We start from the raw sequence: 17468 nt of genomic DNA, 5'->3' as shown, positions 1-17468 counted from the left end.
TCAATTTAAAATTTCAATAAAATTACCCAAACCAGGATGATTAAAAGGCACAGGACCAGGATAGCAAAATTCAGCCTTTTTTTCAGCCTTTCTGCCTTCAGGGCTTTCTGCTCCTGGTTCTGCTTAAAAGCAGGAAAAGCAGCTGAATCAGCTGCTTCCTGTCTATTTGCCTTTTCTGCTTGTTCTGCCTGGCGGCGGCGGTAATCGGAACGTTTCTCTGTCATAGTCTAACCTTCTGAACCGGTCAGCAGCATGTTTTCCCATACGGAAATAGCATAAATGGTCTTCGCGTCGACAATTTTGCCCTCTGTCAACAGGTTCTTTAACTCTTCAAGACTGTACCATTCTGCCGTTAAAAATTCGTCCTCGTCCAGGTCCAGCTTGTCAGCCACTGGGCTGAGCGTGTCACAGTAGAAGAGGTACAGCTTTTCATTGCAAAATCCTGGTGAAGTGTAGAATTCGGCAACCTTTTCCCAGTATTCGGCTTTCAGGCCGCCTTCTTCATTTAACTCCCGCTTCATTGCATCCAAGGGACTCACGTCGGTAGCGTCAACCATTCCGGCTGGAATTTCGAGAGTCAGCTGCTTGATTGCTTCCCGCCATTGCGTAACCAGGAGCATCTTCTTTTCATCGTTGATGCAGATGGCCGCTGAGGCAGGCCGGTGGTCGACCAGCTCTCTGGAGGCGGTTTTCCCATTTGGCAGCATCACGTTTTCAACCCGCAGGTTGATGAAGCTGCCGTGGAAAGCCTCCTTCGTTGAAATTTCAGTTTCCTTTAAATCCATATGTCATTCCTTTGCTTAGTCTTTGGCCAAGTAAACGTTGATGCACTGCAGGCCGTGTTTACCTTGGGCAAGCTGGTATCTCACCCGCTGGCCGACTTCAAGCCTCTTATAGCCCTCCTCCTTGATGGCGGTATAAAAGACAAAATATGATTTGTGATTTTGATCGTCTTCGATAAAGCCGAAACTTGCTTTTTCGGCAAATTGCTTTACAACTCCGGTCCGCATTAGTCTTCCAAGCCTTCTTCAAGTACTTCCGGGTGATCGCTGACCACGATAGATGCGCAGCGGCCGCACAATTGCGGCAGACGGCTGTCAGCACCCAGGTCAGTCCGGTACATCCGGCAGCGTGGGCAGACTTCGCCTTCGGCCCGGCGGACAAGGACGCTGGCGTGGTCAAATTTCTTGGCGTCAGCCGGTACTTCTCCTTGACCCATGACCAAGTTGGACACGATCAAGATTTCCCGGAAGTCTTCACCAGCCAGCTTGTCCAAGGCAGCCTTGGTTTCTTCACTTGGGTAAACGGTCACGCTGGCTTCGAAGGACTTACCGATCAGCTTTTGGTCCCGGGCTTCTTCCAGAGCCTTCAGAACGTCATCGCGGAGCTTCATGAATTCGCCCCAGCTTTCCTTCAAGTCGTCAGCATTAGCGTAGTCTTCGATTTCAGGGAAGTTGGACAGGTAGACGTCTTCTTCGTTTTCCTTCAAGTAGCCCCAAACTTCGCCCATGGTGTGCGGCAAAATTGGTGCCAGGATCTTAGCCAGCTTGACAGCGGCATCGTAGATCACCGTCTGCATTGACCGGCGGGCGTGGCTGTCCTTGCCTTCGATGTAGAGAACATCCTTGGCAAAGTCCAGGTAGAAGGCGGACAGGTCGTTGGTGATGAACTTGAAGACCAGCTTGTAAACGTCAGCGAAGTCATACTTGTCGTAGTTGACGATGCTTTCGGCAACCAAGTCGTTGAGCTTGACTTCCAGGTACTGGTCGATCTTGCGCAGGTCCTTGTAAGCTACCCGGTCCTTTTCCGGATCAAAGTCAGCCGTGTTGGCCAGCATGTAGCGGAAGGTGTTTCTGATCTTCCGGTAGCCTTCTGAAACCTGGCGCAGGATGTCCATTGACACGCCAACGTCACCGGATGCGTCAACGGAAGCAACCCAGAGGCGGATGATTTCAGCCCCCATTTGCTTGATGACATCGTTAGGAGCGATCGTGTTGCCCAATGACTTGGACATCTTCCGCCCTTGCCCGTCCAAAGTAAAGCCTTGAGACAGGACTGACTTGTAAGGAGCCACCCCGTTAGTCGCCACGCTGGTGATCAAACTGGAGTTGAACCAGCCCCGGTATTGGTCGCTGCCTTCCAGGTACATGGAAGTCGGGTAGTGCACGTCTCTGCCCAGAGCCTGAACCCCGCTCCAGGATGACCCGGAGTCAAACCAAACGTCCAGGATGTCAGTTTCCTTGGTGAACTTGCCATTTGGTGAGTGTTCTGAAGTAAAGCCTTCTGGCAAAAGTTCTTCAACCGGGTGGGTGAACCAGGCGTTGGAGCCTTCCTTGGCAAAGAGGTCAGCCACGTGTTCGATCGTTTCATGAGTCACGATAGCCGTGCCGTCTTCAGCGTAGAAGATCGGCAAAGGCACGCCCCAGGCACGTTGGCGGGAAATTACCCAGTCACCCCGGTCCTTGATCATGTTGTAAAGACGGGTCTTGCCCCAGGCCGGGTAGAAGGTGGTCTTTTCAATCTGGTCCAGGATCTGGTCTCTGAACTTGGAGATTGAGGCAAACCATTGAGTAGTTGCCCGGTAGACTACCGGCTTCTTGGTCCGCCAGTCGTGAGCGGCGGAGTGGACAAAGGTGCTGTAGTGCAAAAGGTTGCCGGCAGCTGCCAGTTTTTCCTTAACGATTTCGTTGGTGTCAGTGTAGAACTTGCCAACCAGGTCCGGGTCAGGGATTTCTTCAGTGAAGCAGCCCTTGTTGTCCATTGGTGACAAAACGTCAAAGCCGTAGCGCATGGCGGTGTTGTAGTCGTCTTCACCAAAGCCGGAAGCGGTGTGGACCAGGCCGGTACCATCATCGTCAGTAACGTAGACGGCTTCCATCAAAAGGCTGTCGCGGCCTTCGATGTAAGGGTGCTTGGCCACCATGTATTCCATGTCCGTCCCCTTAAGGTGCTGAACAGTCTTGTAGTCGTCCCAGCCCAAAATTTCGGCTACGGCGCTTAAGCGGTCAGTGCCAACAACGTAGCGGCGGTCGCCGACTTCAACGACTGAGTAGTCAAACTTCGGGTTGACGGCGATCCCTTGGTTGGAAGGAATAGTCCATGGGGTGGTCGTCCAAATCAAGAAGTAAGTGTTCTCTTCACTCAGCTTGCCCTTGCCGTCCTTGACCGGGAAGGAGATGTAGATTGATGGTGATTCCACGTCGTGGTATTCAACTTCGGCTTCAGCCAAAGTTGATTCACTGGACCAGGACCAGTAAACCGGCTTCTTGCCTTGGTAGATGTAGCCATTTTCGTACATCTTGCCGAAGACCCGGATTTCAGCAGCTTCAAATTCCGGCAAAAGGGTGATGTAAGGGTGGTCCCAGTCGCCCATGACGCCCAAGCGCTTGAAGTCGGTCCGCTGCTTTTCAACCTGCTCCATGGCAAACTTCCGGCACAATTCCCGGTAAGCAGCCCGGTCCATGGTCTTGCGGTCAACGCCTTGCTTGGTCAGTTGCTGCTCAATTGGCAGGCCGTGGGTATCCCAGCCTGGAACGTAAGGAGCATAGTAACCTTCCATGTTCTTGCTCCGAACGATGATGTCCTTGGTGATCTTGTTCAAGGCGTGACCCATGTGGATGTTGCCGTTGGCAAATGGAGGGCCGTCGTGAAGGTCGAATCTTTCATGGCCTTCGTTAAGCTTCAAGCGTCTTTCGTAAAACTTCTGGTCTTCCCAGTTCTTTTCCCATTCTGCTTCCCGCTTGGGCAGGTTGCCCCGCATCGGGAACTTGGTCTTGCCCAGGTTCAGCGTATCCTTAACCCGCATATGTAAAAATCCTTTCGCTAAAATAAAAAGCCTCATCCTAAAATAGGACGAGACTATCGTGGTACCACCTAAATTGAGCCCCGAAGGGCCCCACTCCTGCCGGCTTATCGTGCCGGCCCCCGTTCAGACCAATCGGCAGCTGATCGCTCGCCGGCTTGTGTTAATCTTCCACCATCATTAACTCGCTAAGGTCGCCTTTAAGCAGGACTGTCAGTCTGATTTATTAATCGTAATTATGTAAGAGATAAAAAAACAATGAAAAAAGTTTTCTATCTACAGTAAAAGAGTTTAAGGCATCAACCGGCCCTTTGTCAAATATTTATTGCTTTTTGCTGGCCAATACTGGCCTTCCAGCCGGAGGCGGCATTTTTTGCTGGGCTGAGCGGACAAGAGCTTGACCCGGCCAAAGCGGCGCAGGCTCAAGATGTCCCCGACTTTCAGCAGGCTTTCCCCCTTCATTTCTTCATGCCAGTTTAAGCGGACCTCGCCAGCTTCCAAAGCCTCTTTTACCTGGCTGCGGGATTTATTGCTTAGAGCCGCTAAAACCGCGTCCAGGCGCATAGAGGACGCCACAGCAGTAATAGTCTCGGAATTGTCCTCTGCTTCTAAGCGGTCTTTTAACGGCTTCTCTTTGAGGCGGACCTTGACCGGCCCCATCCGGTCGATCTGACTGGCAAAAAAGTCGGCCAGTTCTTTTTCCGCGAAAAACTGCCATCTTCCTTGCCCATCCGTAATGATGTCGCCAAAGGTGCCGGTCTTTACTCCAGAATTGGCTAAACTGCCCAGAATCTGGCTATGGCGGAGACTAGCGAACTTTTGCGGATATTCGATTTCAAAAAGCTGAACCTGGTAGTCATCTGGCTTCAGGTTCTCCCATTCAAGACTAATGTAGAGGCGGCACTTTTCTGCTTCTTCATAGCCGCCAAAAGCCTGAACGATCGCTTCCCCACCAGCGATTGTCTCCATGATCTGCCTTTGCCGGGGGTCCAGGAAGTCGGTCAAGACAGCCTGGCCAGTATACAAGAGACGATTAAAAAGACCAACAAAATGGTCAATTGTTGGTCTTTCTTCAATTGCAAAATGTGGATAAAAGCTGCTGGCCTGGCGCTTGTCCATCACAGGAAAATCCTCCCTAAAATGTTGAAGAGCCAGCCCAAGGCAACGCTTTGGACAAAGTAGATCACAAACAAGGCAATCATCGGTGAGATGTCAATGCCAGTCGCGTAGATCAAGCGCAGGATCGGCCCCTGCCGGAAAAGGTTGACAAAGGGGTTGACAATCCGGTCAATCCAACGGCCAACCGCTGATTCGCTGATCGCTGGAATCCAAGACATAAAGGCATCAATAATGATCAAGAGGCTGTAGGCTTCACAGATGAAGTAGAGCAGCCGGTACAAAAAAACCAAAAATGTTTGCATTAACCTAAAGTATCTTTCTTATCAAGCAGTTCAGTGATCTTGCCGTCAGTTTCAAACTTCGGCGGGGTAGCCAGGAAGATCTTGTCGCCAACGCGCTGGATTTCACCATTGAGGGCGTAAACCGTCCCGGTGATGAAGTCAACTACCCGGCGGGCAGAAGCATCGTCCATTCGGCTGAAGTTGATGATGATCGCCTTTTGGTTGAGCAAGTTCTGAGCTACTTCCTTAGCGTCAGAGTAAACCCGCGGTTCGTAAAGAACGATCTTGCTTGGGCCGCTACCAGCTTGGCCGGACTTGATGGATACGACATTGCTGTCGCGGTTGTTGCTTGGCCGGTAGCTGTTTTGCATCTCTTCTTGTTCTTCGTAGCGGTCTTCGTAGCTGTCTCTTTCCTCGTAGGAATCGTTATCACCGAAGCCGAAAAAGTCTTTCAATTTGTTGTTCATTTATTCTGCCTCCTTTACCGGTCCCGGCGATGCTTGAAGAACGGAATGTCGTCATCATCATCGTCGTAATCGGTGTTGATGTCAATTTGTGAAATCGTGCTGCTTGGATCAGCATCCAGCTTTGCATCTTTTTCTTCAGCCTGCCGCTTCTGTTCTTCTGGGTTCTGCCGTCTTGAGTAGTCATCGTCGTTGAGGCCCCAAACGCTGATTGGGTCCATCATGGCTGGCTTCTCTTCCTTAACCGGGCTGGCCGGCTTGACTTCTTCTTGCACTGGAGCTTCTTGCACTGGAGCAGCTGGAGCTGCTTCTTCTGGATTCAAGATCTTGGGAGCAGCTGGCTTTTCTCTAGGAGCGCTCACCTGGTGGCCGCGACCTGGCAACTGCTTAGACGCAGCTGCTTCAGCTTCGTCGTCAATCCCGGTTGCAATCACCGTAACCACGACTTCATCGCCAAGGTTAGGGTTGATGGCCGTACCGAAAATAATGTTAACGTCTTCGCCGGCAGCAGTTGAGACGATTTCTGAAGCATCTTGGGCTTCAAACAGGGTCAAGTCCGGACCGCCAGTAATGTTCAAGAGGACCTGCTTGGCCCCGTCAATTGAAACTTCCAGAAGTGGTGAGGAGATCGCCATCTTGGTTGCTTCCACCGTCCGGTTTTCACCGCTGGCCCGGCCGATCCCCATCAAGGCTGCCCCCTGGTTTTCCATGACCGTCTTGACGTCGGCGAAGTCCAGGTTCACGTAGTCAGTTGAAGTGATCAAGTCGGAAATGCCTTGGACACCCTGCTTGAGGACGTTGTCGGCTTCCTTGAAGGCTTCCATCATCGGCGTCTTCTTGTCAACGATTTCCAAAAGCCGGTTGTTGGCAACGATGACCAGAGTGTCAACGTATTCCTTCAGCTTGGCGATCCCGTCAGCGGCATTCTTGGACCGCTTAGGGCCTTCAAAACTGAATGGGCGGGTAACCACCCCAACCGTCAAAGCACCGGTTTCCCGAGCAATTTTGGCGATCACCGGGGCTGCCCCGGTACCAGTACCACCGCCCATGCCGGCAGTGATGAAGATCATGTCAGCGCCTTTAAGCGCGTCTTCAATCGTTTCTTCGCTTTCTTCAGCGGCCTTTTGCCCGGTTTCAGGATGTGAACCTGCCCCCAAGCCCCTGGTCAGTTTCGGCCCCAGCTGAATCTTAACTTCAGCGTTGTTGCTGTTCAAAGCTTGTACGTCGGTGTTGGCCGCGATGAAGGAGACGCCCTGCACGCCGTCTTCAATCATCCGGTTGACGGCATTGCCGCCCGCCCCGCCAACGCCAATTACTTTGATAACTGCGTTGTTGTTGTCATCTGAATCAAAAGTAAAATCCAAAGCCATCTACGTTTACCACCCTTAATCAAAGAACTTTCTGAAAAATGCAGCTAAGCCCTTGTTTTTATTTTCGTTATTATTAGTCTTTTCTTCATGCCGGGTTTCAGTGTCTACTTCCCCATCATGCTTAGTCTTATTATAAGCTAATTCAGTGTCATTTTCAGCTTTCCGCGTCACTCTTTTAGCATTTTTTTGACTATTTCCGCCGCTGGCCGGCCGCTCGTTGGAAGCAAGAGCTGAATCATGATAAATCACGGTGTTGGCTAGGTAGCCAATATCGCTCAGCTGGTTGGCATAGTTGACGATCCCGTAAGACACTGAATAAACCGGGTTGCGCAGGCCAATCTGGGCAGGCTGGTAGATCTTGGCCTTGACGTCATAGTCGGCCGCTACCAATTCATCGATCCCGGCCAAAAGCGCGCTGCCGCCAGTAATGATGACCCCGGCCGGCAAGGACAGGGCATCATGGTTGTACAGGCCCCGGCCGACCCGGCGCAGGATCTGCTGCAGGCGGGCGTTGATGATCTCACTAAGATACTTCTCGCTGACCAGGTTGTTTTCGTCCTTGCCCACGGCTTTAACTGCAAATTTTTCATTTTCAGAAGCCAGGTCTGGGTCGGCATAGCCGTAGTCCCGCTTCAAGGCTTCTGCATCGCTCATGGTCGTTGACAAAACCACTGAAATGTCGTGAGTGATGTCAGCTGCCCCCTTTAGGTCAACCGTGGCGTACTTGATCTGGCCGTCGCGGATAACCGTGGCAGTCGTGCTGCCGCCGCCCATGTCCAGCAGAATTGCCCCAAAGGTTCTTTCAGCTTCATCCAGCGCCACGCTGGAAACGGCCATCGGTGCCGGAACAAAGAAGTTGTTCCGGATGCCGGCGTGCTTTAAAACCGTGTTGATGTTGTGAATCTCCGCTGACGGCGCCGTCATTACCAGCCCTTGCACCAAGAGGGAGCGGGCAATCATGGTCCGCGGGTCGTCAACGTCCTTTTCCCCGTCAATCAAAAAGCGGCTTGGGAAGAAGGCAACTGCCTGCCGGTCCTTTTTCTTGGCGGCCTTGATGGCGGCATACATCACCTGTTGCACGTCTTCATTGGCAACTTCTTTGCCAGAATCAGAAATATTGACCAGACCAGTCGCATTTTCCAGCTGCAGCATGCTGACTGGCAAAGCTGTCACCACTCGGTTGATCTTGCTGTTGGTTTTCTCGCTGACCTGCTGGATCGCGTTCTTGACAGATTCGGCAACTTGATCGATATCAACGATCTTGCCATGCCGCATCCCATGCGTTGGCGCGGCAACTGCCCCGTAAACCTGCAGCTCTTGATGAGCGGCGTCGGCAACAACGACTTTGATGCTCGTGGTCCCAATGTCCAGACCAACTAACAAAGTTGAATTATCCAAGTTTCCTTCCCCCAATTCTAATATTTAGATAATATCATAATTCTTTAAAGATACAAAATTAAGACAAGCCGTAGGCCTTTTTTTCCGCGCTGGTCAAAGGACGGGTAAAGGCACCGACTTCCATGTCAATGACACTGTTGGTTGTCAAATCCTGTTTAATCGAGTTATAGTACTTAACCTTGGATTTTATCGTCTCAGTGTTGCCGATTATCACATTGCCATCTTTCATGACCAGAATCATCTGGGTTTTGCGCCTGGTATTGCCAGACAGCATCTTGACCTGCTTTTTGAAATATTCAGGAAAAGAGTTAAAAATTTTAAGGTTGGTCTTCAAGGCCACCTGCTTGCTGTAGCCAATAAAGAGCGGCTTATCATGATCCACCTCGCTCCAAGCCAGGCTCTTGGTGCCTAGTTCCCCATTAGCGAGAATCTTCCGGTAGCTGGACCCATCCTTGATGTAGCCAATCACTTTCCGTTCATGCACCTGCATGTTCAAAGTGTTCAGCCCCTTTACTGATAAAGTAACTGAAGCAACTTCGGGGTATTTAGCGGCCAGCTTCTTGCTGATCTTCTTTTGGATGCGCAAGGCATCGACCACCTTGTCAGAAGCCTTGATCTGGGCTACTTCAACCATGCTTTTGCCATCCAGGTCATCGGCTCCGAGCACCCTGACCGTCGATACGTCAGCCAAAGGCGAAACGTAGTAGGCTAAAAAGGCTATGGCCAAAAGGCAGACGGCCATGATCGAGCCCAGCCGGGTCAAGAGGCCCCGCCTGCGCTCTTTTTTAAGCGAAGTAAGCTGGCTCGACAATTTCCGCCCTTCCTGCCCCTGGCCAGGTTCGTGGCGTAAAAATTTAGAGAGTTCCTCTTCTGGATCTCTGCGGGTTATCCGTTTGCGAGCCATCGCTTCCTCCTAATCTTTTTTCATCAGTTCTTCTTGGCAATTTCCTTCATGACCTTGATGACCTGGTCAGAGGCATCTGGCACGCCCAAGGCTTTGGAAGCCTGCCGCATCTTTTCTGCATAGCTTTGGTCCAAAAGCAAGTGGTCAATTGAAGACACGAAGGTGTTTTCATTCAGATCATCTTCAGCAATCACCAAAGCTGCCCCGGCCTTTTCCAGGTCCATGGCGTTCTTCATCTGGTGGTTGTGGGTGACGTTTGGACTTGGGATCAAGATCACCGGTACGCCTAAAGCCGTGAATTCAGCCAGACTGGTTGCCCCGGACCGGGAAACAACGCAGGTCATTTCCGGCAAAAGGCCTGGCATGTTGGCGATATACGGCACGACCTTGATGGAGTCGCCGTAGTCAACATCAGCCAGCTTTTTCTCAATGGCGTCATAGTAGTAGGTACCAGTGGCCCAGATCACTTGGTAAGGCTTCTTCTTCAGCTCCATCAAGGACTTAAGCATAACCCGGTTGATGGCCAAAGCCCCCCGGGAACCCCCAAAGACCAGGACCGTAGGAATCTGCGGGTTAAGGCCCAAGTCTCCCTCCAGGTCAACCGGCTTGGCGTTTAAGCTCAAAACCTGCTGGGAACGCGGGTTGCCAGTCTTAACCAGCTTCTTCTTTTCCGGAAATTCCTTGGCCGCGTCATCAAAAGTGTAGCAGATCTTGTCCACATAGTGGCCTAAGAACTTATTGGCCACCCCGACCACGGAATTTGACTCGTGGATCATGGTCGGGATTTTCATCTTGCTGGCTTCATAAACGATCGCCCCACTGACGTAGCCGCCCGTGCCCAGGACAACGTCCGGCTTAAAGTCAGCCAGGATTTCCTTGGCCCGCTTGGTGGCCTTCAAAAAGAGCTGGATGGTCTTAACATTGTTCAGCAGGTGCTTTCTGTCAAAGCCCTGGATGTCAATGGTCTTAAAGTTGACCCCGGCGGCTGGCACGATCTTGGATTCCAGCCCCTTCTTGGTGCCGACGAACAAAATCTCATCGTCTTGGCAGATGCCTTCTTCCTTCAGGCGTTCAATCAAGGCCATGATGGGATAAATGTGGCCGCCCGTGCCGCCACCAGAAAAAATAACTCTCATTTTATTTCTCTTCCAATTCTTTTACATACTTGACAAAATATTCGCCGCGTTCTTCAAAGGTCTTGAACTGGTCCCAGGAAGCGCAGGCCGGTGAAAAGAGCAGGACGTCGCCAGCTTCAGCCAGCTTGGCTGCTGCCTTGACCCCGTCATGCAGGTTGTCAACGACCACAATAGTCTTGATCCCGGCCTTTCTGGCCGCGTCAGCCAGCAGGTAGCGGGTTTCCCCATAGGTCACGATGGCCTTAACGTGCTTTTTAAACAGATCGATCAGGGAGTCAAAGACAAAGCCCCGGTCAAGGCCGCCGGCCAAGAGAACTTCCGGCTCTTTGAAGGACTGGATGGCCACGGTGGCAGCCTCGATATTGGTTGACTTGGAGTCATTGTAGACCTTGACTCCGTCAAGGGTCGTCACGTACTGCAGGCGGTGTTCAGCCCCGGTAAAGGTGGACAAAACGGCCGCGATGTCGTCCTTGCCCGCCCCCATCAGGCTGCTGATGCCGATGGCAACCAGGGAGTTCTGCAGGTTGTGGATCCCAGGCAGCTTGATGTCGGCAATCTTCATCATCTTTTCATCGCCATGCATCAAGTAGTCCTGGCCGATGTAGAAGTCAGCTGCTGAATCAGTTTCGCTGAAAGTCAAGATCTTAGCGTGGGTTGCCTTTTCTTCCTTGGCCAGGATGTCTTTTTGGTCAAAGTTGGCCAGGAAGTAGTCGCTATCCTTTTGGAAGCGGCCAATGTTCAACTTGGCGTCAACATAGTTGTCAAAAGTCTTATGGTAGTCCAGGTGAACATTGTTGTAGATGTCAACGATGGCCGCTACCTTTGGCTCAATGTCGGTAACCCCCATCAGCTGGAAGCTGGACATTTCCACGACCAAAAGGTCGTCTGGGCCGGCCTGGTCCAAAACTACTTCAGAAATCGGCCAGCCAATGTTGCCGACCGCGTAAGCGTGGTGGCCCTGCTTTTGCAGGTAGTGGTCCATGATCTGCTGGGTCAGCATGACCGTAGTGGTCTTGCCGTTTGACCCGGTTACGCAGACATAAGGAGATTCGCTGGCGCTTAAAGCAACTTCAGGTTCAGTGATGACAGGAACCCCTTTTTCGCTGGCCTTGGCCACCATCGGGTTCTCGTAAGGGATGCCGGGGTTCTTGACCAGGTAGTCAAACTTTTCCTGGTCAAACAGGTCAACCGGGTGACTGCCGCCAATTACTCTGACGCCCAGGTCAGCCAACTGCTTGGCCTTAGGGTCAGCAGTAAGGTCCGCCTTGTCATTTAAAGTCAGGCGCGCGCCAAGCTTTAAAAGCAGCTTGCTGACCGCGAAGCCGCTCCGGCCCAGACCTAAAACAAGAATGTTTTTACCAGCATATTTATCGATTTCTTTCATCGTTAATTATCCCCAAATCATCAAATAAATTCCGCTGCCAATCAGCCCAACCAGCCAGAAGACCAGGTCGACCTTCCATTCGGACCAGCCCAGCATTTCGAAGTGGTGGTGGATTGGCGTCATTTTAAAAATCCGCTTGCCGGTCGTCTTAAACGAAGCAACCTGCAGAATAACGCTGGCCGTTTCGCAGACAAAGACGATCCCGATCAAAAGCAAGGACCATGGCCGGCCCAAGAAGATGCTGACCGCTGCTAAACCGCCCCCAAGGGCCAGGGAACCGGCATCCCCCATAAAGATCTTAGCCGGCTTGTGGTTGAACATGAAGAAGGTTGCCAGGCCCCCCATTACCGCCATACAGAAGACTAAAACGCCAAAATTCTGGCTCTTGAAGGCCAGCCAGGCGTAAGTGCCGTAAGCGATAAAGGACAGACCGGTTGCCAGGCCGTCCAAACCGTCTGAGAGGTTGACGGCGTTTGAAAAGCCAACCAGCCAGAAAACTTCAAACAAGGTAAACAGGGCCATGTTCTTGACCACCCCGGCAAAAGGCAGGTAGAGGCCAAAGTCAAAGTTGTCACTGGCTGCCAGCAAAACGATCCCGGCGGCTACGACCAGCTGCAGGGCCATTTTTTGCCAGGCTCTAAGGCCCAGGTTCCGCTTGAAAAAGAGCTTCAAGCCGTCATCCAGGAAGCCGATAACCCCGTAACCCAAAAGGGCAACTAACAAAATCCAGACTGTCTTGGTCAGCTGGCCCTTATAAGCACAGATGGCGATCGTTGCCACAGCGGCTGAAAGAACGAAGACCGTTCCCCCCATGGTCGGCGTCCCCGACTTCTTTTCATGCCACTTTGGCCCTTCACCGCGGATCTGCTGGCCTTCGTCGTGGCTTCTCATCCAGATAATCAGCCATGGCAAAAGCAAGGCGCTTAATACCAGTGAAATCATAAAAGCAATCAAACTTGCTTGCATCGATCTATTACTCCTTTAACTCTACTTTCAATTTCGTCCCTGATTTAACAGTTGTCCCCTCAGCCAGGCTTTGCGACTTGACCTTGCCGCTGCCCGACAGCTGCAGCTTGATTCCAGCCAGGGAGGCATAAGCCTCCAATTTGCTTTCGCTCCAGCCAGTCAAATCCGGCAGGGTGATCTTGCCGCTAGTTAAAACAAAGACAGTGCTGCCAACGGATACCGTTTCTCCCGCTGCTGCCTTTTGGCTGAGAACCTTGGACCCGGTCCCCAGCCGAACCAGATTGAGGCCGTTTGAGGTCGCGGTCTTCTTAGCCTTGGCGTAGGTCATGCCAGTGAATTTCGGCACCTTGACCACGGCTGAAGCCGACTTGTCACCCTTGTTCAACAGAACCAGCCGGCTCATCATCGGCTTGAAGATCTGGGCCAGGATGGTTTCCGCCCCGCTGCCTAAACGGCTTGGCTGCTTCATGGTCAAGTAAATGCAGTAGCGGGGATTGTCGGTCGGGGTAATCCCTACGACTGAGAAGATGTAGTTCCGGTCCCCGGTCATGTAGCCGCCGGTTGCCTTGGCAATCTGGGCGGTCCCGGTCTTGACCCCGAAGTCCTTGCCCTTCATGTAGTAGGTGTGGCCCGTCCCAATTTTTTCATCCAGAACCTTCTTCATGTTCTGCATAACTACTTTTCTGGTCTGGGCCGTAAAAATTTTCTTGCCGACCTTCTGAACCTTGTAGCTCTTGACCGTCTTGCCGGAAGAATCGGTAATTTTTTCCACCAATTGCGGTTTGACCATCTGCCCGTTGTTGGCCAGGGCGCTGTAAACCTGCATCATCTGCATGACGTTGACCGTGACCCCTTGACCAAAGGAAGTTACCGCCTGGTCAACTGGGCTGGAGAAGGACAAGCTGCCGGATACCTCACCTGGCAGGGTGATCCCGGTCTTGTGGGTAATGCGGAACATCTTGAGGTACTTGCGCCAGAGCTTGGCCCCCATCTTTCTTTCCAAGTAGACCATCCCGACATTGCTGGAACGAGGGAAGGCCTGGGAGTATGGAATCGTCCCCCATCCGGACTTCTGCCAGTCATAGATGGTGGAGCCAGAAACAGTAATTGACCCTGACCGGTAGTAGGCATTGGGATTATAGTTGCCGCTGTTGACCGCGGCTGCCAGAGACAGGATCTTGAAAACAGAACCAGGCTCATAGCTGGACTGGACCAGGAGGTTGCTGCCCGCCTTGCTGATCCCGGCCTTGGTCTGGGAGTTGAAGGTCGGCCGCTGAGAAGCTGCCAGAATCTTCCCGGTCTTCAAGTCTTCAATGACGGCCGTCATGGCTTTAGGCTTGTAGTTTTTCTGCACCTTGCTCATATATGTTTCAAGGGCACTCTGCAGCTGGGAATCAATCGTCAAGTAAAGATTGTCCCCGTCTTTAGCTGCCTTGTAGGAATGAGACCCGCTTGGCAGCTGATTTTCCGTGGAGTCAACCATGCTGGTCTCATAACCGTTGGTCCCTTTGAGGATCTTGTTAAAGTAGGCTTCAAGCCCCGTGACCCCTTCCAGTTCCGTCGCCTGGCTCTTGGAATTGGTCTTTGAAACCGTGTAGCCGACCACGTTTGAGGCAAAAACCCCATTTGGATACAAGCGGGACGGCGTTTCCATGAACTTGATCCCCGTTAGGTGCATGGCCTGGATCTTCTTTTTCTCAGTCAAGGTTAAACCGGATCCTGCTGTCCCGAACTGTACCTGGAAGGTGTTCTTGTTTTTTGGATTCAGATACTTGAGGATTTTCGCTTTGGAAATTGGCAAAACCGTGGCCAGCTTTTCAGCTGCTTTTTCCTTGTCCTTGACATAGAGCGGTTTCTTATTGGAGTCGACATAAGTCTTGTCCAAAATCGCGTAAACCGTGTAGGTGTGGGAGTCCTGGGCAATCACCAGGCCGTTTTTATCGTAAATCGTGCCCCGGTTAGCCGTCAAAACAGTGTTGCGCCGGTAAATCGCGGCAGTTCTCTTACTGATGTCCTGGCCGTCAATGGTCTTGGAAATCGACAGATAGAGCATGCGGCCAGCAAAAAAAAGAAAAACCAAAGCAACGACTAGCTCTAGAATTCTCCCAACTGTAAAGCGATAGCCGTGTGCTCTGGATTTTATTTTTCTTAAATTAGTGGTCTTCTTCATTAGCGAATTGTCCTAATGTTATTTTCACGCAACTTCAGTCCTTGACTTTGGGCGATCTTGTTCAAGCGGGTATTTGACGATAGCTCGCCAATTTCCTGCTGCAAGTCAGCCGTTGCGTTCTTTTGCTTGGTAATTGATTCCTTGACATTGGTTAACTGCCGCTGGGCGTAAGTCGCCGAAACGCTGGCAGACACGTTCAAGGTAATCAAGGCAGCTGCTCCAAGCAGGCCCAAGGCTGCCAGCAGCTTTTCAAAAGCTGAGTACGGCACCTTCTGCGGGTCAACCACCAAACGAGGACTTTTCCGGGCTTCCTCTTCTGGTTCGTAATTATATTTTCTAACTGTGTTTCCAGCCATTGTGGTCCTCTTTATAATTTCTCTGCTACTCTTAATTTTGCACTGTGTGACCGGTTGTTCTCCGCCAGTTCTTCTTCGCTAGCCGTAATTGGCTTGCGGTTGACCAGGCGTAAAGTTGGCTTGATCCCTTCGGGCACAACCGGCATCCCGCGGGGAATTTCAACTTCTGAATACTTCTTGAAGGTTTTCTTGACGATCTTGTCTTCCAAAGACTGGAAGGTAATGACGCTGATCCGGCCGCCGGGATTAAGCAGGCTGATGGCTTCTTCCAGAGAGGCCTGCAAAACGTCCAGCTCGTGGTTGACTTCCACCCGGATGGCCTGGAAGCTCTTCTTGGCCGGGTGTCCGCCGCTGCGGCGGGCTGCTGCCGGAATGGCTTCCTTGATGATCTCTACCAGTTCAAAAGTAGTTTCGATCGGCTTGACCCGTCTTCTTTCAACGATCTTTCTGGCGATCTGCCGGGAAAACTTCTCGTCGCCATAACGGTAAAGAACGTCAGCCAGCTGCTTTTGGTCATACTGGTTGACCAGCTGGTAGGCGTCAAAGTCCTGGCTCTGGTCCATCCGCATGTCTAATCTGGCATCAAAACGGTAGGAAAAACCGCGCTCAGCCTGGTCCAGCTGCGGGGATGAAACACCCAGGTCATAGTAGATGCCGTCAATGCCGCTGATGCCCAGCTTATCCAGTTCTTCTTTTAAGTGACTGAAGTTGTTGTGGACCAGCTGCAAGCGCGGCTGGCTGTCTTCTTTTAAAAAGTCAGCGAAATTGCTCTGGGCGGTGTTAATCGCGTACTGATCCTGGTCGAAACCGATCAGATTTCCTTTATCCAGCTTACTTAGCAGGTATCTTGCGTGCCCGCCCCCGCCGAAGGTGGCATCCACATAAGTGCCGCCGCTGTGAGGGGCCAGGTTGTCAATTGTTTCGTGCAATAACACGCTAGTATGCTTAAATTCCATCTTTATAACTCGATATCGTCCAAATCTTCCGCAATTTCATCATAGCTTTCATTGGCTTCGTCAGAATACTCTTCCCAGCGCTCCTTGGCCCAGATTTCAATCCGGTTGGAGACGCCGACAATGACGCATTCCTTAACCAGGCCGGCATGCTTCTTCAAGGTGGGGGACAAGTTGATTCTCCCCTGCTTGTCGAATTCACCTTCCATGGCGCCCGAATAAAACATCCGGGTAAAACTCCGCGCGTTCTTCTTCGTCAAAGGAAGCTTGGCCAGCTTGGCCTCGATCTTGGCCCATTCCGTCAAAGGATAGCCAAAAATGCAGCCTTCCATGCCCCGGGTCAAAACCATGGCTGGCCCAATCTGTTCGCGCAGCTTTGCCGGAATGATCAAGCGGCCTTTGGCGTCCAAATTGTGCTGGTATTCGCCCATGAACATGGCAGGCTCCTCCCTTCTGTTAACAATTTACCACAAATCCCCACTTTAAACCACAATATCTGAAAAACACAAGCAGATTTCCGAAAAAATTAAAAAACTGCCAGCCGCCAAGGGCGGTTGACAGTTCTCATTCAGATTAAAACGACCAAAAGCAGTCCGCAGTACCAAAAGAAACTGCAGGCATCAAGATAGGACCAGAACTGGCGGAACATTTTCCCCAGGGAAATGTTCTTATTGATCATGGCCCATCTGATTGCGGCCAGCAGTATCAATATGAAGTAAAGCAGAAAGCCGGCAGGCAAAAAGGAAGGCACGCCCTTTAAATTGGTCATCAGCTGGCAGGCATAGATCAAAAAGAAAGGCATAACGTCGTAGCCTCTAAAAGCGGCCTTGGGCCAGATCAAGTTGACCAGGTAGGCGGCGGCCAGGCCAAAGACCGGCAATAAGAATATCATCAGCATAATTTTCCTCCATCTGCTAGCTAGTTTAACACAATTTTATTTTTCTCTTAAAGTGCAGCAAGCAAATTGCAAATCGCCGCCAAAAAGGTTATAATCACTCTCATATAGGAGGCTTCTATGGCACGTAAAAAGAAAAAGTCGACATTTCAAAAAATTGAGAATTTCATGGTAGTTCTGATGGCTTTAATCACGCTCTTTGGCGTGGCAGCCTCAGTCATTTACTACTTAACTGCCCAATAAACCGGCAATACGCTCAAAAGCGGTCAG

At 51.4% G+C, this 17468-nt stretch carries 19 protein-coding genes; 1 reads left to right on the top strand and 18 read right to left on the bottom strand.

Features of this window, described 5'->3' with window-relative positions:
- Window positions 1-5: 5 nt before the first annotated feature.
- The 18 genes from ACYVUU_RS03765 to ACYVUU_RS03680 form a co-directional block, all read right to left on the bottom strand.
- Window positions 6-224, bottom strand: coding sequence for a hypothetical protein (locus tag ACYVUU_RS03765; RefSeq protein WP_484499987.1), 219 nt, complete (start codon window positions 222-224; stop codon window positions 6-8).
- Window positions 225-227: 3 nt separating this feature from the next.
- The gene (locus ACYVUU_RS03760) at window positions 228-785 is read right to left on the bottom strand and encodes an NUDIX hydrolase (RefSeq protein ID WP_439774638.1); all 558 of its coding nucleotides are present in this window, start codon (window positions 783-785) and stop codon (window positions 228-230) included.
- A gap of 15 nt (window positions 786-800) precedes the next feature.
- Window positions 801-1010, bottom strand: a complete 210-nt coding sequence (locus ACYVUU_RS03755) for a cold-shock protein (RefSeq protein WP_439774637.1) — start codon at window positions 1008-1010, stop codon at window positions 801-803.
- Window positions 1010-3805 (bottom strand): isoleucine--tRNA ligase, encoded by a 2796-nt coding sequence (gene ileS, locus ACYVUU_RS03750; protein ID WP_484499986.1) that lies wholly within the window; start codon window positions 3803-3805, stop codon window positions 1010-1012. The genes ACYVUU_RS03755 and ileS overlap by 1 nt, the downstream gene beginning before the upstream one ends.
- Window positions 3806-4093: 288 nt before the next feature.
- On the bottom strand, window positions 4094-4921 hold the full coding sequence (locus tag ACYVUU_RS03745) for a YlmH family RNA-binding protein (protein ID WP_484499984.1): 828 nt from the start codon (window positions 4919-4921) through the stop codon (window positions 4094-4096).
- Complete coding sequence (locus ACYVUU_RS03740; protein ID WP_300615333.1) at window positions 4921-5223, bottom strand: YggT family protein; 303 nt, start codon at window positions 5221-5223, stop codon at window positions 4921-4923. Before ACYVUU_RS03740 ends, ACYVUU_RS03745 begins: the two co-directional genes overlap by 1 nt.
- On the bottom strand, window positions 5223-5669 hold the full coding sequence (locus ACYVUU_RS03735) for a cell division protein SepF (RefSeq protein ID WP_484499983.1): 447 nt from the start codon (window positions 5667-5669) through the stop codon (window positions 5223-5225). Before ACYVUU_RS03735 ends, ACYVUU_RS03740 begins: the two co-directional genes overlap by 1 nt.
- A 14-nt stretch (window positions 5670-5683) precedes the next feature.
- Window positions 5684-7036, bottom strand: a complete 1353-nt coding sequence (gene ftsZ / locus ACYVUU_RS03730) for a cell division protein FtsZ (protein WP_484499982.1) — start codon at window positions 7034-7036, stop codon at window positions 5684-5686.
- 15 nt (window positions 7037-7051) lie between these two features.
- Window positions 7052-8434 (bottom strand): cell division protein FtsA, encoded by a 1383-nt coding sequence (ftsA, locus tag ACYVUU_RS03725; RefSeq protein ID WP_484499981.1) that lies wholly within the window; start codon window positions 8432-8434, stop codon window positions 7052-7054.
- A gap of 58 nt (window positions 8435-8492) precedes the next feature.
- Window positions 8493-9338 carry a cell division protein FtsQ/DivIB gene (locus tag ACYVUU_RS03720; RefSeq protein ID WP_484499980.1) on the bottom strand — a complete coding sequence of 282 codons (846 nt, stop codon included), beginning with the start codon at window positions 9336-9338 and terminating at the stop codon, window positions 8493-8495.
- 23 nt (window positions 9339-9361) lie between these two features.
- Window positions 9362-10474, bottom strand: coding sequence for an undecaprenyldiphospho-muramoylpentapeptide beta-N-acetylglucosaminyltransferase (gene murG / locus ACYVUU_RS03715; RefSeq protein ID WP_439775581.1), 1113 nt, complete (start codon window positions 10472-10474; stop codon window positions 9362-9364).
- A gap of 1 nt (window position 10475) precedes the next feature.
- Window positions 10476-11858 (bottom strand): UDP-N-acetylmuramoyl-L-alanine--D-glutamate ligase, encoded by a 1383-nt coding sequence (gene murD / locus ACYVUU_RS03710; protein WP_484499979.1) that lies wholly within the window; start codon window positions 11856-11858, stop codon window positions 10476-10478.
- Window positions 11859-11864: 6 nt separating this feature from the next.
- Entirely contained in the window at window positions 11865-12824 is a 960-nt protein-coding gene (gene mraY / locus ACYVUU_RS03705; RefSeq protein WP_484499978.1) for a phospho-N-acetylmuramoyl-pentapeptide-transferase, read from the bottom strand.
- A gap of 7 nt (window positions 12825-12831) precedes the next feature.
- Window positions 12832-14994: a peptidoglycan D,D-transpeptidase FtsI family protein gene (locus ACYVUU_RS03700; RefSeq protein ID WP_484499977.1), complete on the bottom strand. Its 2163-nt coding sequence runs from the start codon at window positions 14992-14994 to the stop codon at window positions 12832-12834.
- Complete coding sequence (gene ftsL / locus ACYVUU_RS03695; RefSeq protein WP_439776254.1) at window positions 14994-15350, bottom strand: cell division protein FtsL; 357 nt, start codon at window positions 15348-15350, stop codon at window positions 14994-14996. Before ftsL ends, ACYVUU_RS03700 begins: the two co-directional genes overlap by 1 nt.
- An 11-nt stretch (window positions 15351-15361) precedes the next feature.
- On the bottom strand, window positions 15362-16306 hold the full coding sequence (rsmH, locus tag ACYVUU_RS03690; RefSeq protein WP_484499976.1) for a 16S rRNA (cytosine(1402)-N(4))-methyltransferase RsmH: 945 nt from the start codon (window positions 16304-16306) through the stop codon (window positions 15362-15364).
- Between the two features lie 2 nt (window positions 16307-16308).
- On the bottom strand, window positions 16309-16740 hold the full coding sequence (gene mraZ, locus ACYVUU_RS03685) for a division/cell wall cluster transcriptional repressor MraZ (RefSeq protein ID WP_003619156.1): 432 nt from the start codon (window positions 16738-16740) through the stop codon (window positions 16309-16311).
- Between the two features lie 131 nt (window positions 16741-16871).
- Window positions 16872-17201, bottom strand: a complete 330-nt coding sequence (locus ACYVUU_RS03680) for a DUF3397 domain-containing protein (RefSeq protein WP_439776256.1) — start codon at window positions 17199-17201, stop codon at window positions 16872-16874.
- Between the two features lie 117 nt (window positions 17202-17318).
- Here ACYVUU_RS03680 and ACYVUU_RS03675 point away from each other — a divergent pair, with 117 nt between their 5' ends.
- Window positions 17319-17441, top strand: coding sequence for a DUF4044 domain-containing protein (locus ACYVUU_RS03675; RefSeq protein WP_439774665.1), 123 nt, complete (start codon window positions 17319-17321; stop codon window positions 17439-17441).
- The last annotated feature ends 27 nt before the right edge of the window (window positions 17442-17468 follow it).

This window comes from Lactobacillus sp. WILCCON 0058, from assembly GCF_057198005.1.
The sequence above is the reverse complement of the archived record's forward strand: the minus strand, read 5'-3'. Positions and strand labels throughout refer to the sequence as shown.

Excerpts from the sequence above, each read along its gene's own strand:
- ACYVUU_RS03700 (WP_484499977.1), bottom strand. The coding sequence starts at position 14,994 with ATGAAGAAGACCACTAATTTAAGAAAAATAAAATCCAGAGCACACGGC.
- murD (WP_484499979.1), bottom strand. The coding sequence starts at position 11,858 with ATGAAAGAAATCGATAAATATGCTGGTAAAAACATTCTTGTTTTAGGT.
- ACYVUU_RS03720 (WP_484499980.1), bottom strand. The coding sequence starts at position 9,338 with ATGGCTCGCAAACGGATAACCCGCAGAGATCCAGAAGAGGAACTCTCT.
- mraZ (WP_003619156.1), bottom strand. The coding sequence starts at position 16,740 with ATGTTCATGGGCGAATACCAGCACAATTTGGACGCCAAAGGCCGCTTG.
- rsmH (WP_484499976.1), bottom strand. The coding sequence starts at position 16,306 with ATGGAATTTAAGCATACTAGCGTGTTATTGCACGAAACAATTGACAAC.
- ACYVUU_RS03680 (WP_439776256.1), bottom strand. The coding sequence starts at position 17,201 with ATGCTGATGATATTCTTATTGCCGGTCTTTGGCCTGGCCGCCGCCTAC.
- ACYVUU_RS03760 (WP_439774638.1), bottom strand. The coding sequence starts at position 785 with ATGGATTTAAAGGAAACTGAAATTTCAACGAAGGAGGCTTTCCACGGC.
- ACYVUU_RS03740 (WP_300615333.1), bottom strand. The coding sequence starts at position 5,223 with ATGCAAACATTTTTGGTTTTTTTGTACCGGCTGCTCTACTTCATCTGT.
- ileS (WP_484499986.1), bottom strand. The coding sequence starts at position 3,805 with ATGCGGGTTAAGGATACGCTGAACCTGGGCAAGACCAAGTTCCCGATG.
- ACYVUU_RS03765 (WP_484499987.1), bottom strand. The coding sequence starts at position 224 with ATGACAGAGAAACGTTCCGATTACCGCCGCCGCCAGGCAGAACAAGCA.
- ftsL (WP_439776254.1), bottom strand. The coding sequence starts at position 15,350 with ATGGCTGGAAACACAGTTAGAAAATATAATTACGAACCAGAAGAGGAA.
- mraY (WP_484499978.1), bottom strand. The coding sequence starts at position 12,824 with ATGCAAGCAAGTTTGATTGCTTTTATGATTTCACTGGTATTAAGCGCC.
- ACYVUU_RS03735 (WP_484499983.1), bottom strand. The coding sequence starts at position 5,669 with ATGAACAACAAATTGAAAGACTTTTTCGGCTTCGGTGATAACGATTCC.
- murG (WP_439775581.1), bottom strand. The coding sequence starts at position 10,474 with ATGAGAGTTATTTTTTCTGGTGGCGGCACGGGCGGCCACATTTATCCC.
- ACYVUU_RS03755 (WP_439774637.1), bottom strand. The coding sequence starts at position 1,010 with ATGCGGACCGGAGTTGTAAAGCAATTTGCCGAAAAAGCAAGTTTCGGC.
- ftsZ (WP_484499982.1), bottom strand. The coding sequence starts at position 7,036 with ATGGCTTTGGATTTTACTTTTGATTCAGATGACAACAACAACGCAGTT.
- ACYVUU_RS03745 (WP_484499984.1), bottom strand. The coding sequence starts at position 4,921 with ATGGACAAGCGCCAGGCCAGCAGCTTTTATCCACATTTTGCAATTGAA.
- ACYVUU_RS03675 (WP_439774665.1), top strand. The coding sequence starts at position 17,319 with ATGGCACGTAAAAAGAAAAAGTCGACATTTCAAAAAATTGAGAATTTC.